General features: G+C 54.4%; 15 protein-coding genes and 1 tRNA gene. All 16 read right to left on the reverse strand.

Features of this window, described 5'->3' with window-relative positions:
• Position 1: 1 nt before the first annotated feature.
• Positions 2-74 (reverse strand) — tRNA-Lys (locus AC1MDE_RS24625).
• 165 nt (positions 75-239) lie between these two features.
• Positions 240-1,049: a cell division protein CpoB gene (gene cpoB / locus AC1MDE_RS24630; protein WP_058962357.1), complete on the reverse strand. Its 810-nt coding sequence runs from the start codon at positions 1,047-1,049 to the stop codon at positions 240-242.
• 9 nt (positions 1,050-1,058) lie between these two features.
• On the reverse strand, positions 1,059-1,574 hold the full coding sequence (pal, locus tag AC1MDE_RS24635) for a peptidoglycan-associated lipoprotein Pal (protein WP_034829168.1): 516 nt from the start codon (positions 1,572-1,574) through the stop codon (positions 1,059-1,061).
• 64 nt (positions 1,575-1,638) lie between these two features.
• Positions 1,639-2,934 (reverse strand): Tol-Pal system beta propeller repeat protein TolB, encoded by a 1,296-nt coding sequence (gene tolB, locus AC1MDE_RS24640; RefSeq protein ID WP_479398125.1) that lies wholly within the window; start codon positions 2,932-2,934, stop codon positions 1,639-1,641.
• Between the two features lie 115 nt (positions 2,935-3,049).
• A complete protein-coding gene (gene tolA / locus AC1MDE_RS24645) occupies positions 3,050-4,336 on the reverse strand; it encodes a cell envelope integrity protein TolA (RefSeq protein ID WP_034829166.1) in 1,287 nt (428 codons plus the stop codon).
• Positions 4,337-4,361: 25 nt separating this feature from the next.
• Complete coding sequence (gene tolR, locus AC1MDE_RS24650; protein ID WP_034829164.1) at positions 4,362-4,790, reverse strand: colicin uptake protein TolR; 429 nt, start codon at positions 4,788-4,790, stop codon at positions 4,362-4,364.
• A gap of 13 nt (positions 4,791-4,803) precedes the next feature.
• Positions 4,804-5,490, reverse strand: coding sequence for a Tol-Pal system protein TolQ (tolQ, locus tag AC1MDE_RS24655; protein ID WP_034829162.1), 687 nt, complete (start codon positions 5,488-5,490; stop codon positions 4,804-4,806).
• Positions 5,487-5,909 carry a tol-pal system-associated acyl-CoA thioesterase gene (ybgC, locus tag AC1MDE_RS24660; protein WP_202404442.1) on the reverse strand — a complete coding sequence of 141 codons (423 nt, stop codon included), beginning with the start codon at positions 5,907-5,909 and terminating at the stop codon, positions 5,487-5,489. The genes tolQ and ybgC overlap by 4 nt, the downstream gene beginning before the upstream one ends.
• A 177-nt stretch (positions 5,910-6,086) precedes the next feature.
• The gene (gene ybgE / locus AC1MDE_RS24665) at positions 6,087-6,380 is read right to left on the reverse strand and encodes a cyd operon protein YbgE (protein ID WP_045833524.1); all 294 of its coding nucleotides are present in this window, start codon (positions 6,378-6,380) and stop codon (positions 6,087-6,089) included.
• Positions 6,380-6,493: a cytochrome bd-I oxidase subunit CydX gene (cydX, locus tag AC1MDE_RS24670; RefSeq protein WP_058962355.1), complete on the reverse strand. Its 114-nt coding sequence runs from the start codon at positions 6,491-6,493 to the stop codon at positions 6,380-6,382. Before cydX ends, ybgE begins: the two co-directional genes overlap by 1 nt.
• A gap of 15 nt (positions 6,494-6,508) precedes the next feature.
• Positions 6,509-7,648: a cytochrome d ubiquinol oxidase subunit II gene (gene cydB, locus AC1MDE_RS24675; RefSeq protein ID WP_058962354.1), complete on the reverse strand. Its 1,140-nt coding sequence runs from the start codon at positions 7,646-7,648 to the stop codon at positions 6,509-6,511.
• Positions 7,649-7,659: 11 nt separating this feature from the next.
• A complete protein-coding gene (cydA, locus tag AC1MDE_RS24680) occupies positions 7,660-9,231 on the reverse strand; it encodes a cytochrome ubiquinol oxidase subunit I (protein ID WP_058962353.1) in 1,572 nt (523 codons plus the stop codon).
• A gap of 701 nt (positions 9,232-9,932) precedes the next feature.
• Positions 9,933-10,808, reverse strand: a complete 876-nt coding sequence (gene sucD, locus AC1MDE_RS24685) for a succinate--CoA ligase subunit alpha (protein WP_034829155.1) — start codon at positions 10,806-10,808, stop codon at positions 9,933-9,935.
• Positions 10,808-11,974 (reverse strand): ADP-forming succinate--CoA ligase subunit beta, encoded by a 1,167-nt coding sequence (sucC, locus tag AC1MDE_RS24690; protein WP_097117414.1) that lies wholly within the window; start codon positions 11,972-11,974, stop codon positions 10,808-10,810. The genes sucD and sucC overlap by 1 nt, the downstream gene beginning before the upstream one ends.
• Positions 11,975-12,035: 61 nt before the next feature.
• Positions 12,036-13,256: a 2-oxoglutarate dehydrogenase complex dihydrolipoyllysine-residue succinyltransferase gene (gene odhB, locus AC1MDE_RS24695; protein WP_034829152.1), complete on the reverse strand. Its 1,221-nt coding sequence runs from the start codon at positions 13,254-13,256 to the stop codon at positions 12,036-12,038.
• Positions 13,257-13,271: 15 nt separating this feature from the next.
• Positions 13,272-16,079, reverse strand: coding sequence for a 2-oxoglutarate dehydrogenase E1 component (gene sucA, locus AC1MDE_RS24700; protein WP_160832598.1), 2,808 nt, complete (start codon positions 16,077-16,079; stop codon positions 13,272-13,274).
• Positions 16,080-16,092: the final 13 nt, after the last annotated feature.

Consider the following 16,092-nt stretch of genomic DNA (forward strand, 5'->3'; position numbering starts at 1 on the left):
GTGGGTCGTGCAGGATTCGAACCTGCGACCAATTGATTAAAAGTCAACTGCTCTACCAACTGAGCTAACGACCCATCTTCAGGCTGCCGGACGCTTTGTTAAACTGCCCGGGCAACGGCGGCATATATTACTGATTTAGCGGGAGGGCGCAACCCTTATTTATCACCAAATCACTCAATTGCTTACCTTTCATGCTGCAAGACCAGAAATCATACGAAATCCGGTCTCTGCTGCACAAATTACATCCCAGCCAGACGCTTTTGCGCCAGTTTGGCAGATTCGCTGGTCGGGAATTGTTTGATCACTTGTTGATAGACCGCTTTAGCTTTCGCCGTATCGTTCTTCTCTTGCATGATCACGCCAACCTTAAACAGCGCTTCCGGGGCCTTCGGCGATTTCGCGTAATTTTTTACCACAGTGGCAAAATAATAAGCGGCATCATCTTTCTTGCCCTTGTTGTAATACAACTGACCGAGCCAGTAATTGGCATTGGGCTGGTAGGTGGAGTCAGGATACTTCTTCACCCACGCCTGCAGGGCCGTGATGGCCTGATCGAACTGTTTCTTCTCAAGAATCAGCGCAACTGCCGCATTGTAATCGGTATTCGCATCGCCGGTTTGTGCAGGGGCAGCGGAACTTCCACTGGCATTGCTACCACCTGCATCAGCGTTTCCCGCTGCTGCACCTGCGCCCGCCGCTGCGGCATCACCGCCACCGCTCGCCTGTGCGCCCGCATTACCACTGCTCAACGTATCGATCTGCTGATAGAGCTGCTTTTGGCGCTCAATCACCTGATTAAGTTGATAGCTGTTCTGCTGGATTTGGCCGCGCAGCGAATCGATATCGCTTTGGTTGTCACTCATCTGCTGCTGCAACTGCTGCAGAAGCTGAGCCTGGGCATTGGAGATACGTTCAAGATTGGTGACACGGTCTTCGACCGAGCCTGAGCCAACGCTACTGATTGACGCCTGGGCATTAGCGGCCCAGGGGGCCGCTACGCCAACCAGTAACGACAGACTCAATAGATGAAGTCTGAAGTTACTCATCATGTCATGCTCTTAGTAAACCAGTACGGCACGACGGTTTTTAGCGTAAGCCGCTTCGTCATGACCCAGTACAGCTGGTTTTTCTTTACCGTAAGAAACGATAGACATCTGGTCAGCAGAAACGCCTTTACCCTGCAGGTACATTTTCACTGCGCTAGCACGACGTTCGCCCAGGGCGATGTTGTACTCTGGGGTACCGCGCTCATCCGCGTGACCTTCGATGGTGACTTTGTAAGACGGGTTGCCGCGCAGGAATGCTGCGTGCTGATCCAGCATCTGAGCATAGTCAGAAGCCACGTCATACTTGTCCAGACCGAAGTAAACGATGTTGTTCTGCTGCAGCTGCTGCATCTGCAGACGCGCTTGCTCATCAGAAGACATGTTACCGTTCTGGCCAGCACCGTAAGCGCCGTTGTCTGCGCCCATACCAGTCTGGTCGTTGTTGTTGTTTTTGTGCGAGCTACATGCAGCTACCGCGATTACCGGCAGAGCCAGCATCAAACCCTTCAGCACTTTGTTCAGTTGCATTTCTTTATCCTATTATTTTGTTTGCTATACATTGTCATCCCCCGCTATGCAGGGGACTCATGCATTACAGATACGGCGACCAGGCAGGGAATTTGACCTGTCCATCAGTTGCCGGAAGACGCGCTTTGAAACGCCCATCTGTTGAAACCAACTGCAACACGGAACCCATCCCCTGAGTAGAGCTATAGATTACCATCGTGCCGTTAGGCGCCAGACTTGGCGTCTCATCCAGGAACGTGTCCGTTATTGTTTGAACGGCTCCCGTTACCAGATCCTGTTTGGCGACATGCTGAGCGCCACCGGCGCTGCTGATCATCACCATGGTTTTGCCGTCAGTTGACACATCCGCATCCTGGTTCTGAGAACCTTCCCAGGTAATACGTTGTGGCGCACCGCCGTTGATACCCACTTTATAAATCTGAGGCGCACCTGCCTGATCCGAGGTATAGGCCAGTGTCTGGCTATCCGGGAACCAGGTCGGTTCGGTGCTGTTGTAGCGACCGTCGGTCACCTGACGCGTCTGACCTGAGGCCAGATCCATCACGTACAAGTTCAGGCTGCCAGTTTTAGACAGCGCGAACGCCAGTTTTGTACCATCCGGCGAGAAGGCCGGCGCACCGTTGTGGCGCGGGTAAGAAGCCACCTGACGGATGGCACCGTTTGACAGCGTTTGTACTACCAACGCCGATTTACCGCTTTCAAAGGTCACGTAGGCTACTTTGCTGCCGTCTGGAGACCAGGCCGGTGACATCAACGGTTCTGGTGAACGGTGCACGGTAAACTGGTTGTAGCCATCGTAATCAGATACGCGCAATTCATACGGGAACTGGCCGCCGTTGGTTTGCACCACATACGCGATACGCGTACGGAATGCGCCTTTGATACCGGTCAGCTTCTCAAACACTTCATCACTGGCGGTGTGGCCTGCATAACGCAGCCATTGCTTAGTGACTTTGTAAGAGTTCTGCGCCAGCACCGTGCCAGGTGCACCGCCAGTGTCCACCAGCTGGTAAGCGATCTGGTAGCTACCGTCCGGGTTTGGCGTGACCTGGCCCACGACAACCGCATCAATACCCAATGCGCTCCAGGCAGCAGGTTGCACTTCCTGCGCGCTGGTCGGCTGCTGTGGCAGACGTGAACGATCCAGCGGGTTGAATTTACCGCTATTGCGCAAGTCAGCCGCGACGATGCCGCCAATGTCTTCTGGCGCCGCGCCTGGGCCAGCCCATTTGAACGGCACCACACCAATTGGACGTGCGGTGTTCACGCCCTGCGTAATTTCAATGCGCACTTCTGCGTGCAGCATGGCTGCCCACAGCAGTACAAAAAAACCTAAGGTTACACGAAGTGCCTGCTTCATCTTTTCTCCCTTATCTGAACCTGAGTCCACGATAATTCGCACAGTTCCTGAAAAACACGAGTGTTCATAAATTACGGCAAGCTAACCTTAGTTCAACCTGCCGTGAGTTACTGCATTATTCCGGTTTGAAACGCATTGGGGCGTTTTTAAACACTTCATACACCGCTTGCGATGGCGGCTTAGGAATTCGAGCCTGCTTCGCGGCGGTGATTGCAGCCTGGCACAATGCCGGGTCGCCACCTTCTGCTTTGACATCAATCAGCAAACCGTCAGGTGCCAATTTGATACGCAGATTACACTCTTTACCCTTAAAGGTATCCGCATCGTAGAAGCGACTTTGAATCGCACCAACGACCTGGCCCATATAAGAGTTAATCTCAGCGCCTGATGCACCCGCTTTCTTCTGATTCCCCTGCCCTGCCGCACCGCCAGAGGCCGTGCCACTTTTCGGTGCATTCTTACCGGACGAGAGACCACCTAACAGGTCATCAACGTCACTTTCATTCTTGGCAGCTTCAGAAGCGGCTTTCTTTTTAGCATCTGCGGCTGCTTTCGCTTTGGCTGCTGCATCAGCTTTCGCTTTCGCGGCAGCATCCGCTTTAGCTTTCGCGTCGGCAGCCGCTTTCTCTTTCGCTGCCTCAGCGGCTTTCTCTTTTGCTTCTGCGGCAGCCTGCTCTTTCGCTTCTTTCGCTTCCTGAGCCGCTTTCGCTTTAGCGTCCGCAGCAGCCTGCGCTTTGGCCTCGGCGGCAGCTTGCGCTTTCGCTTCGGCGGCGGCTTTGGCTTGCTCTACCGCTTTCTCTTTCGCCGCTTCAGCAGCCGCTGCTTTGGCCTGTTCGTCCGCTTTCTTCTTCGCGTCCGCTGCAGCCTGCTTCGCCTCTTCTACCGCTTTGGCTTTGGCATCTGCCGCCGCTTTAGCTTGCGCATCCGCTTCAGCTTTGGCGTCGGCCTTAGCTTTTGCGGCGGCCGCTTCAGCTGCCTTCTGCTGATCCTGCGCCTGCTTCGCAGCTGCTTCAGCGGCTTTCTGCTGCTCAGCTTGCTGTTTGGCCTGCTCTTTGGCTTCCTGCTGCGCCTGCAAACGCTCTTTTTCCATCTCTTTCAAGCGCTGCTGCTCAGCGGCTTGCTTCTGCTGTAACTCTTCAGCCTGCTGCTGTGATTGTTTCTGGCGCTGCTGCTCGGCACGTTGGCTGTCGCGTTGCTGATTCTGCTGGCGGTTGTACTGTTCAACCACCGCGCCGGAATCGACCATCACGGCATCAATGTCACTGCCGCCGCCACCGCCGCTGGATTCGATCTTTTCGTTAAACGAGCTCCAGATCAGCAGGGCGATCAGCACGATGTGCAGAATCACCGAAATGATTATCGCGCGTTTTAACTTGTCGTTCTGCTCGGTTACCTTCGACACTCTCGGATCCCAAAAACGGTTCGCTTTAAATCGGCTGTGTCATCAAACCGACAGATTTCACGCCTGCCTGATGTAACAGGTTCAACGCCTTGATGATTTCGTCGTAAGGCACGTCTTTCGCTCCACCAATCAGGAACACCGTCTTCGGATTGGCTTCAATGCGACGCTGTGCTTCGCTCACCACCTGTTCCGGCGGCAGCTGCGTCATACGATCGTGATCCACCACCAGGCTGTATTGCCCGACGCCAGCCACTTCAACAATGACCGGGGGATTATCATCCGTTGAGACCGTTTTCGAGTCGGTCGCATCAGGCAGATCCACTTCCACGCTTTGCGTAATAATCGGCGCAGTTGCCATGAAGATGAGCAGCAACACCAACAGTACGTCCAGCAGTGGAACTATGTTGATTTCCGACTTAAGGTCGCGGCGCCCGCGACCACGGGTTCTGGCCATCGTTAACCTCGACTTACTTCGTGTTGTCGGTGGAGAAAGCCTGACGATGCAGGATAGCCGTGAACTCTTCCATAAAGTTGTCGTAGCCCTGCTCCAGCTTGTTGACGCGCTGGTTCAGACGGTTATACGCCATAACGGCAGGAATGGCCGCGAACAAACCGATGGCAGTGGCGATCAGCGCTTCGGCAATACCCGGCGCAACCATCTGCAACGTCGCCTGTTTCACCGCGCCAAGCGCGATAAAGGCGTGCATGATCCCCCACACCGTACCGAACAGACCGATATACGGGCTGATGGAACCAACGGTGCCAAGGAAAGGAATGTGGTTTTCCAGCGCTTCCAGCTCACGGTTCATTGAGATGCGCATCGCACGGCTGGCGCCCTCGACCACCGCTTCTGGCGCGTGGTTGTTAGCACGGTGCAAACGGGCAAACTCTTTGAAGCCCGAATAGAAAATTTGCTCAGATCCGCCCAGCTCATCGCGGCGTCCCTGGCTTTCCTGATACAGGCGCGATAACTCGATGCCTGACCAGAACTTATCTTCAAAGGCTTCGGCTTCGCGACCCGCCGCATTCAGGATGCGCGTGCGCTGAATAATGATCGCCCATGAGGCAATAGAAAAGCCGATCAAAATCAACATGATAAGTTTGACCAGAAGGCTCGCCTTCAGGAACAAATCAAGAACATTCATGTCAGTCACTGCTTGAACTCCGCGACAATAGACTTGGGAAGCGCAATCGGCTTCATTAGATGTGGGTTGATGCAGGCAATCAGGACTTCTGCTTCATTCAGCACTTTGCCTTCTGCATTCACGATACGCTGCGAGAACGTCATGGTGGCGCGAGTCATGGCGGTCACTTCACTCTGGATATCCAGAAGATCGTCAAGACGTGCTGCGGCAACAAAGTCTATCGTCATGCGTCGTACCACAAACGCCACCTGTTCTTCTAACAGGGCTTGTTGATTGAAATGGTGCTGGCGCAACATCTCGGTACGTGCTCGTTCATAGAAAGCAAGATAACTGGCGTGGTAAACCACACCACCGGCGTCGGTGTCTTCGTAATAGACCCGAACCGGCCAGCGAAACAGCGTTGTACTCACTCTACATCCCGGTCTCATTTTAAACGTTGCTACTATACGCAAGTGAGATCGGCTTGGGAATGGTCCGCCAGAGCCAGGAGAAAATAATTATCACACGTTAACAACTGGAAGGAATTTCAGGATATTTCTTGACCAGGCGCTGACATAAACTCACGTCAGCGCCCGAATAAAGCGGATAAAAACAGCCTCGGGGACTCAATGATAGAACCAATAGATTCCCAGAATGAGTACGATCATCGCAGGCAACGGTGAAAACACGGCTCGCCAACGCGTTTGCAATGGACGGAAGCCCGTACCATGAATCACGCCGGTGCACACCGCCCAAATCATCAATAATCCATGCCAGATGGCTAAGTCGCTCGTGCGGGCGGCAAAGCGTGACGGTTGCCAGATAACACAGCCCGCCAGCCACAGCGCCAGTATCAGCGAAAGGGCCCGTAACGGGCCCTTGTCCATCAGACGATACAGCGTCTGAATCAGTGTGCGCATCAGTGTTGTTTATCCTTTGCGCCACTCTCTTCTGCTTGCTCAATCGCCAGCGCCGTGATCACGCCAAACGCACAGGCCAGCAAAGTGCCAAGAATCCAGGCAAAATACCACATGCTCAATCTCCTTAATCAGTACAGGGAGTGCGTATTGCTCTCAATGTGTTCTTTGGTGATACGGCCAAACATCTTGTAATAACACCACGCGGTATAGGCGAGGATAATCGGGACAAAGATGATGGCGGCGAAGGTCATCACTTTCAGCGTCAGCAGGCTTGAGGTGGCATCCCACATGGTCAGGCTAGTGCCCGGCACGGTGCTGGAAGGCATAATGAACGGGAACATCGCGATGCCTGCAGTCATGATGACGCATGCCAGCGTCAATGAAGAAAAGACAAACGCCCAGGCGCCCTTCTCCATGCGCGAACAGAGCACGGTCAGCAGCGGCAGCACTACACCAAGCAGCGGGAACAGCCACAGGATTGGCGTCTGCTCGAAGTTCACCATCCACGCACCGGCTTCACGCACCACTTCTTTGCCCAGCGGGTTGGATGCAGCGTGATGATCGATGACGCTTTTCACCACATAGCCATCTATTCCGTATTTCACCCACACACCGGCTAATACGAAGCACACCATCATCACCAGCGCACTGATTTGCGCAGTGCCGCGCGCACGCAGGTGCAGATCGCCGTTGGTACGCATCTGCAGATAGGTCGCACCCTGTGTCAGGATCATCGCGACGCTGATCACACCCGCCAGCAAGCCAAACGGATTGAGTAACTGGAAGAAGTTACCGGTGTAGAACAGACGCAGATACTCATCCGCATGGAAAGGTACGCCCTGCAGCAAGTTGCCGAAGGCCACGCCAATCACCAGTGGTGGTACAAAGCTGCCGATGAAAATGCCCCAGTCCCAGGTGTTGCGCCAGCGCATGTCCTCAATCTTCGAACGGTAGTCAAAACCCACCGGGCGGAAGAACAGCGAAGCCAGCACCAAAATCATCGCCACATAGAAGCCGGAAAACGCGGCGGCGTAAACCATTGGCCAGGCGGCAAACAGCGCGCCACCCGCGGTGATCAGCCATACCTGGTTGCCGTCCCAGTGCGGGGCGATGCTGTTAATCATGATACGTCGTTCGGTATCGGTACGGCCAAGGATGCGCGTCAGCATACCGACCCCCATATCAAACCCGTCGGTAACCGCAAAGCCAATTAGCAGCACGCCAATCAGCAACCACCAGACAAAGCGCAATACTTCATAATCAAACATGGTTGCTCTCCTTATCCACGAACGGGCTGAGCAGCCGCTTTCACGGTCTCATGATGGTAGCGGCCAGTCTTCAGGCTGCTGGGTCCCAGACGGGCGAACTTGAACATCAGGTACATTTCCGCCACCAGGAAAAGGGTGTAGAGACCGCAGATCAAAATCATTGAGAACAGCAGATCGCCAACGGTCAGTGAGGAGTTCGCCACGGCGGTCGGCAGCACTTCACCAATCGCCCACGGCTGACGACCATACTCAGCGACAAACCAGCCTGATTCGATGGCAATCCATGGCAGCGGAATACCGTACAGCGCCGCCTTGAGCAGCCAGCGGCTCTTACCAATGCGGTTGCGAATCACACTCAGGAATGACAGTGCGATAATGCCCAGCAGCAACACGCCACACAGCACCATGATGCGGAAGGCGAAATAGAGCGGAGCCACACGTGGAATCGAATCCTGTGTCGCTTTCTGAATCTGCGCTTCAGTCGCATTCGCCACATCCGGGGTATAGCGCTTCAGCAGCAAGCCATAACCGAGATCCTGTTTGCTGGCTTCGAACTGGCTACGCACCGCAGGATCTTTGCTGCCCGCGCGCAGTTCATTCAGCAACGCGTAGGCTTTCATGCCGTTGCGGATACGCACTTCATGCTGCGACAGCAGATCTTTCAGACCGGTGACCGGTGTATCCACCGATCGCGTCGCGATCAGCCCGAGCAAATACGGGATTTGAATCGCGTACTTGTTCTCCTGCGAATCCTGATCGGGAATACCAAACAGCGTGAAGGCCGCAGGTGCAGGCTGCGTTTCCCACTCGGCTTCAATCGCTGCGAGTTTGGTTTTCTGTACGTCACCCATTTCATAACCGGATTCATCACCCAGCACGATAACGGACAGAATCGCCGCCATGCCGAAGCTGGCCGCGATACCGAATGAGCGCTTAGCGAAAGCCACATCGCGGCCTTTCAGCAGATACCAGGCACTGATACCCAGCACAAACATCGCGCCAGCGGTGTAACCTGCCGCCACGGTGTGGACAAATTTCACCTGCGCAACCGGGTTGAGCACCAACTCGGAGAAGCTCACCATCTCCATGCGCATGGTTTCGAAATTAAATTCGGATGCGATCGGGTTTTGCATCCAACCGTTCGCCACCAGAATCCACAGCGCAGACATGTTAGAACCGAGCGCCACCAGCCAGGTGACCGCCAGGTGCTGGACTTTGCCAAGGCGATCCCAACCGAAGAAGAACAGACCAACAAAGGTGGATTCAAGGAAGAACGCCATCAAGCCTTCAATGGCGAGCGGCGCACCAAAGATATCGCCGACGTAGTGGGAGTAATATGACCAGTTGGTCCCGAACTGAAACTCCATGGTGAGACCGGTTGCGACACCCAGCGCAAAGTTGATACCGAACAACTTGCCCCAGAACTTGGTCATGTCTTTATAAATTTGCTTACCCGTCAGGACATATACGGTTTCCATGATCGCCAACAAAAACGCCATACCCAGCGTTAAGGGGACGAACAGGAAATGGTACATCGCCGTCAGGGCAAACTGTAAACGCGACAGCTCGACAATATCTAACATGATGACTCCTTGCTCCTCGCATGAATTTACTCTGCGGCTGACAACGGTAAACAACGAACATTGACGTGCAGAATAAGATCCAGGAACGACTGATTATTGATTCCAGTTTTATTACTGACAGAACAGAGAAATCTGTAGCCCGAAATGAGTGAGTAACAGTGTTGAAAATTTCCCGAAAAACCGATCGCTTCAATCTGTTTCGAGCAGGAGTGTGATGCAAGAAGGCGGCAGAATTGCGCTAACAACGCCTGGCTCAAACTCCTGAAAATTCGCGGAAAAGACTGAATTGATGCAGCGCAATTTATACCGTTTGTCGTGCGTGATGCCAGCAGTAAAGTTTGTTATATCTCACCCTTTATTGATCTGGATTAAGACAATATTTTTTCAGATATGTAGTGTTAGCGTTGTTGTTAATTAGTTGTCATGAACGCGTGATGCAATTAAGGAAATAATTACTTCTCCCGTATTTTTTTAACGTTAATACCGGATACTCAGGTTTAATTTCCCCTGTGAGATCACGCACATTTTCTTATCTTTACCTTACCAACTCAGTAAGCATAGCCGCAGATTTTATCTCCGTTACGGTTTTTCCCTGCTTTTTGTGTGACTCTGCACAGGGCGCTGTTGCCACTGGCTTCCCCTCCCTTTCAGGCATAAAAAAGCCACCCGAAGGTGGCTTCATGCGCATCCACAGTGATGACTTATTTGATTGGCAGAACTGCTTTAACGGCGTCGCCAATGTCAGCCAGGCTGCGTACGGTTTTCACACCGGCCGCTTCCAGCGCGGCGAATTTCTCGTCAGCGGTGCCTTTACCACCAGCAATGATGGCGCCTGCGTGGCCCATACGTTTGCCTTTCGGTGCAGTTACACCCGCGATGTAGCCGACAACCGGCTTGGTCACGTGCTCTTTAATGAAGGCTGCGGCTTCTTCTTCAGCGCTACCACCGATCTCACCGATCATGACAATCACTTCGGTCTGTGGGTCATCCTGGAACATTTTCAGGATATCGATGAAGTTTGAACCTGGGATCGGGTCACCACCGATACCGACGCAGGTTGACTGGCCGTAACCAATGTCAGTGGTCTGCTTAACGGCTTCATAAGTCAGGGTACCTGAACGGGATACGATACCGACACGGCCTGGCTGGTGAATGTGGCCCGGCATGATACCGATCTTACATTCGCCTGGGGTGATCACGCCTGGGCAGTTCGGGCCGATCATGCGCACGCCAGCTTCATCCAGCTTCACTTTCACGGTCAGCATATCCAGCGTTGGGATGCCTTCGGTGATGGTGATGATCAGTTTGATGCCTGCGTCGATGGCTTCCAGGATACCGTCTTTGCAGAACGGAGCTGGAACGTAGATCACGGTCGCGGTCGCGCCTGTGGCTTCTACCGCTTCACGCACGGTGTTAAACACTGGCAGACCCAGATGCGTGGTGCCGCCTTTGCCTGGCGTGACACCGCCAACCAGCTGCGTACCATAGGCCAAAGCCTGCTCAGAGTGGAAAGTCCCCTGGCCACCGGTGAAACCCTGGCAAATGACTTTGGTGTTTTTGTCGATAAGAATGGACATTATTTACCCTCCGCGGCAGCAACAACACGCTGCGCAGCGTCTGTCAGGCTGGTTGCTGCAATGATGTTCAGACCGCTGTCGGCCAGTTTCTGCGCGCCCAGCTCGGCGTTGTTACCTTCCAGACGTACCACTACTGGCACGTTCACACCCACTTCTGCAACTGCACCGATGATGCCGTCTGCGATCAGGTCGCAACGCACGATGCCGCCGAAGATGTTAACGAATACCGCTTTAACGGCATCGTCAGACAGGATGATTTTGAAGGCTTCGGTTACGCGCTCTTTGGTCGCGCCGCCGCCGACATCAAGGAAGTTAGCTGGCTGGCCACCGTGGTGTTTCACGATGTCCATGGTACCCATTGCCAGACCGGCACCGTTCACCATACAGCCGATGTTGCCATCCAGCGCAACGTAGTTCAGTTCCCACTGTGTTGCATGTGCTTCACGTGGATCTTCCTGGCTTGGATCGCGCATTTCACGCAGCTCAGGCTGACGGAACAATGCGTTACCGTCGGCGCCCAGTTTGCCATCGAGGCAGATCAGGTCGCCCTGCTTGGTGATCACCAGCGGGTTGATCTCAACCATCGCCAGGTCGCGTTCCAGGAACATGGTCGCCAGACCCATGAAGATTTTGGTGAACTGGCTAACTTGCTTACCGGACAGGCCCAGTTTGAACGCCAACTCACGACCCTGGTATGGCTGAGGTCCGGCCAGCGGATCCAATGCCATTTTGTGGATCAGGTGCGGGGTTTCTTCCGCCACTTTCTCGATTTCCACGCCGCCTTCGGTGGAAGCCATGAAGATCACGCGACGGGTAGCACGGTCAACTACCGCACCCAGATACAGTTCCTGGTCGATGTCAGTCGCGGCTTCAACCAGAATCTGGTTTACCGGCTGGCCATCAGCATCAGTTTGGTAGGTCACCAGACGCTTGCCCAACCAATGCTCAGCAAATGCACGGATATCTTCCTTGCTGTTCACCACTTTCACGCCACCCGCTTTACCGCGGCCACCGGCATGTACCTGACATTTTACTACCCACGGACCTGCGCCAATTTTAGAGGCGGCTTCTTCTGCTTCACGTGGCGTAGCGCAGGCGTAACCAGTTGGAGCTGGCATGCCATAGCGAGCAAACAACTGCTTCGCCTGGTATTCATGTAAGTTCATGATGTTCTATCCATTCAGATATGAGTTTGGGCGCACCGTTGTGCGATGCGCCCGGCGAAAATTAGACGTCCAGCAGCAGACGTGCCGGATCTTCCAGCATCTCTTTCACCGCGACCAGATAGCCCACGGATTCACGGCCATCGATCAGACGGTGGTCATAAGAGAGTGCCAGATACATCATTGGCAGGATCACAACCTGACCATTGACCGCCATCGGGCGCTCTTTGATCGCGTGCATGCCCAGAATCGCGCTCTGCGGTGGGTTGATGATCGGGGTAGACATCAGAGAACCGAACACACCGCCGTTGGTGATGGTGAAGTTACCGCCGGTCAGCTCGTCAACCGTCAGCTTACCGTCACGGCCTTTCACCGCCAGTTCTTTAATTTTCTTCTCGATGTCAGCCATGCTCAGCGCATCAACATCTTTCAGCACTGGGGTTACCAGGCCGCGCGGCGTAGACACCGCGATGCTGACGTCGAAGTAGTTGTGGTAAACCACATCTTCGCCATCGATAGAAGCGTTCACTTCTGGATAGCGTTTCAGGGCTTCAACCACCGCTTTGATGTAGAAGGACATGAAGCCCAGACGCACACCGTGACGTTTCTCAAACGCGTCGCCGTACTGCTTACGCAGATCCATGATCGGCTTCATGTTGATTTCGTTGAAGGTGGTCAGCATCGCGGTGCTGTTTTTCGCTTCCAGCAGACGCTCAGCCACACGCTTACGCAGACGCGTCATTGGTACGCGTTTTTCGCTGCGGTTAGCCACAGCAGCCTGTGGTGCCGCGGCCGCTGCTGCAGGCGCCGCTTTCGCGCCGTCAGCTTTCTTCGCGACATGCTTCTCAACATCTTCACGCGTCAGACGACCGCCGACACCGGTGCCTTTAATCTGGCTCGCGTCGAGGTTGTTTTCAGCGATCAGGCGACGAACCGCAGGGCTCAGCGCATCGTTGCTCTCTTCTTCCAGAGACGCGGTTTTACGCTGTTCTGGTGTCGCTTCTTTCGTTTCTACTTTCGCAGAGGTCTCTTTACCACCGCTGTTGCCTTCCACCAGGCGGCCTAACAGCTGGCGCGAGAGCACCGTAGCGCCTTCGTCTTCCAGAATCGCTTCCAGTACACCGTCTGCTGAAGCAGGCACTTCAAGCACAACTTTGTCCGTTTCAATCTCAACCAGTACTTCATCGCGACTGACCGCATCGCCGGGTTTTTTGTGCCAGGTTGCAACCGTTGCGTCCGCTACGGATTCAGGCAAATCGGGAACCAGAATTTCTACGCTACTCATTTTCTTTCCTTTTAATTAACCAAGGTTCAGCGCGTCGTTAACCAGGTCTTGCTGCTGTTGTTGATGTACGGACATGTAGCCCACGGCTGGTGAAGCAGAAGCCGGACGACCTGCGTAACGCAGTGACGCACCGAAGGGAACCACTTCGCGGAAATGATGCTGACTGCAATACCATGCGCCCTGATTCAGTGGCTCTTCCTGACACCAGACGAAATCCTGCACATGTGCATAATTTTTCAATACGTCCTGCACCACTTTGTGCGGGAACGGATAGAGCTGTTCGATACGCACGATGGCGACATCGGTCTGCTCATTCTTGCGACGCTGTTCCAGCAGATCGTAATAAACCTTACCGGAACACATCACCACGCGTTTCACTTGCTTCGGATCCAGATCGTCAATCTCGCCAATCGCCGGTTGGAAGCTACCATTGGCCAGCTCTTCCAGGCTGGAGACCGCCAGTGGATGGCGCAGCAGCGATTTCGGTGACATCACAATCAGCGGACGGCGCATACCGCGCAGCGCTTGACGACGCAGCATGTGGTAAACCTGTGCTGGCGTTGACGGCACGCATACCTGCATGTTCTGTTCAGCACAGAGTTGCAGATAGCGCTCCAGACGCGCAGAGGAGTGCTCTGGACCCTGGCCTTCATAACCGTGTGGCAGCAGCATCACCAGGCCACACATACGGCCCCACTTCTGCTCGCCGGAGCTGATGAACTGGTCGATCACCACCTGAGCACCGTTGGCGAAGTCGCCGAACTGCGCTTCCCAAATGGTCAGCACGCGCGGTTCTGCGGTGGCATAGCCGTATTCAAAGGCCAGTACCGCTTCTTCTGACAGCACGGAATCCCAGACCTTGAACTGACCCTGGCCGTTATGGACATGGTGCAGCGGGGTATAGGTTGAGCCGTTGGTTTGGTTGTGGATCACCGCATGACGGTGGAAGAAGGTGCCACGGCCGGAGTCTTCACCCGACAGACGAACAGGAATGCCTTCATCTACCAGCGTGGCGTACGCCAGGTTTTCCGCGCCGCCCCAGTCAAATGGCTTGTTGCCTTCCGCCATCTCTTTACGGTCGTTGTAAATCTTCGCCACGCGCGACTGCACTTCGACGGCTTCCGGTACACTGCTGATGCGGCGCGCCAGCTCTTGCAGGCGTTTGTACTCAACCGTGGCAGGATAGTTTTCATCCCACTCGTGGTTCAGGTACGGCGACCAAGTGAAGGAGTGCAGGCTCATCGGACGCCATTCTGGCACCACGCATTCGCCTTCATCCAACGCATCACGGTAGAGATTGACCAGTTCGGTCGCATCTTCTAACGTCGCCACACCTTCGCTTTCCAGCTGATCGGCGTAGATCTTACGTGGCGTTGGGTGTTTCTTGATTTTCTGGTACATCAGCGGCTGGGTTGCACTTGGCTCATCCGCTTCGTTATGGCCGTGACGGCGGTAGCACACCAGATCGATAAACACGTCGCGTTTAAAGGTGTTGCGATAATCCAGCGCCAGGCGAGTCACGAAGGCCACCGCTTCTGGATCGTCCGCATTCACGTGGAAGATTGGCGCCAGCACCATCTTGCCGATGTCGGTGCAGTAAGGCGTTGAACGCGCATCTTTCGGGTTCGAGGTGGTGAAACCTACCTGGTTGTTAATCACGATGCGAACGGTACCGCCCACTTCGTAACCGCGCGCCGCAGACATGTTCAGGGTTTCCTGCACCACGCCCTGGCCGATCACCGCCGCATCACCGTGGATGGTGATCGGCAGAACTTTGTTGCTGCTTGGCTCAGCCAGACGATCCAGACGTGCACGCACCGAACCCATGACCACTGGGCTTACGATTTCGAGGTGTGACGGGTTAAACGCCAGCGCCAGGTGCACTAAACCACCTTCGGTTTCAACGTCAGACGAGAAGCCCATGTGGTACTTCACGTCGCCAGTGCCAAGGTGCTCTTTGTGTTTGCCGGAGAATTCGTCAAACAGATCCTGTGGCTTTTTACCCAGTACGTTGATCAGGACGTTGAGACGACCACGGTGTGCCATCCCCAGTACCACTTCACGCGTGCCGCTTTTGCCTGCATGGCGGATCATTTCGCGCAGCATCGGCACCAGTGCATCACCGCCTTCCAGTGAGAAGCGTTTTGCACCTGGAAATTTCGCGCCGAGGTATTTTTCCAGACCTTCAGCCGCGGTCAGCTCTTTCAGGAAACCTTTTTTCTCGTCGCTGCTGAATGACGCATGGCCGACCACCGATTCCAGACGCTGCTGAATCCAGCGTTTCTCATCGGTGTTGTTGATGTGCATGTACTCTGCACCAATCGAGCCACAATAGGTCTGCTGCAGCGCCGCGAACAGATCAGCCAGCTTCATGGTCTCTTTACCAATGGCAAAGGAACCTACGTTAAAGCTTTCCTGAAAATCGGCGTCGGTGAGATCGTGATAAGAAGGGTCAAGATCCGCAACCCGATCTTGTTTCCACAGGCCGAGCGGATCGAGGTTAGCGTGCTGATGGCCGCGGAAGCGGAACGCATTGATCAGCTGCAGCACTTTAACCTGTTTGGAATTAGTAGCCGGATCGGTGACTGAGGATGTGTAGCGGGTCGCATCTTTTGCCAGGCGGCGGAAGTAATCACGCGTGGTGGAGTGAAACTGCTCAGGTTTCACGCCAGTGCCGGGCAGCTGTTGGAACAGCTCGCGCCACATTTCATCAACTGAGTCAGGATCGGTCAGGAAATCCTCATAGAGTTGCTCTATGTAGGATTGGTTCGCGCCGGCCAGCCAGGAGGAGTCCAGCCAGGGTTTCATCGCGCTGTTCTGCATTGTGATCCCTTAA

This window comes from Pantoea folii (assembly GCF_056678875.1).

Bases quoted from the DNA above. Each gene is read 5' to 3' on its own strand.
- cpoB (WP_058962357.1), bottom strand. From the start codon at position 1,049: ATGATGAGTAACTTCAGACTTCATCTATTGAGTCTGTCGTTACTGGTT.
- pal (WP_034829168.1), bottom strand. From the start codon at position 1,574: ATGCAACTGAACAAAGTGCTGAAGGGTTTGATGCTGGCTCTGCCGGTA.
- tolB (WP_479398125.1), bottom strand. From the start codon at position 2,934: ATGAAGCAGGCACTTCGTGTAACCTTAGGTTTTTTTGTACTGCTGTGG.
- tolR (WP_034829164.1), bottom strand. From the start codon at position 4,790: ATGGCCAGAACCCGTGGTCGCGGGCGCCGCGACCTTAAGTCGGAAATC.
- ybgC (WP_202404442.1), bottom strand. From the start codon at position 5,909: ATGAGACCGGGATGTAGAGTGAGTACAACGCTGTTTCGCTGGCCGGTT.
- ybgE (WP_045833524.1), bottom strand. From the start codon at position 6,380: ATGCGCACACTGATTCAGACGCTGTATCGTCTGATGGACAAGGGCCCG.
- cydX (WP_058962355.1), bottom strand. From the start codon at position 6,493: ATGTGGTATTTTGCCTGGATTCTTGGCACTTTGCTGGCCTGTGCGTTT.
- cydB (WP_058962354.1), bottom strand. From the start codon at position 7,648: ATGTTTGATTATGAAGTATTGCGCTTTGTCTGGTGGTTGCTGATTGGC.
- cydA (WP_058962353.1), bottom strand. From the start codon at position 9,231: ATGTTAGATATTGTCGAGCTGTCGCGTTTACAGTTTGCCCTGACGGCG.
- sucD (WP_034829155.1), bottom strand. From the start codon at position 10,808: ATGTCCATTCTTATCGACAAAAACACCAAAGTCATTTGCCAGGGTTTC.
- sucC (WP_097117414.1), bottom strand. From the start codon at position 11,974: ATGAACTTACATGAATACCAGGCGAAGCAGTTGTTTGCTCGCTATGGC.
- odhB (WP_034829152.1), bottom strand. From the start codon at position 13,256: ATGAGTAGCGTAGAAATTCTGGTTCCCGATTTGCCTGAATCCGTAGCG.
- sucA (WP_160832598.1), bottom strand. From the start codon at position 16,079: ATGCAGAACAGCGCGATGAAACCCTGGCTGGACTCCTCCTGGCTGGCC.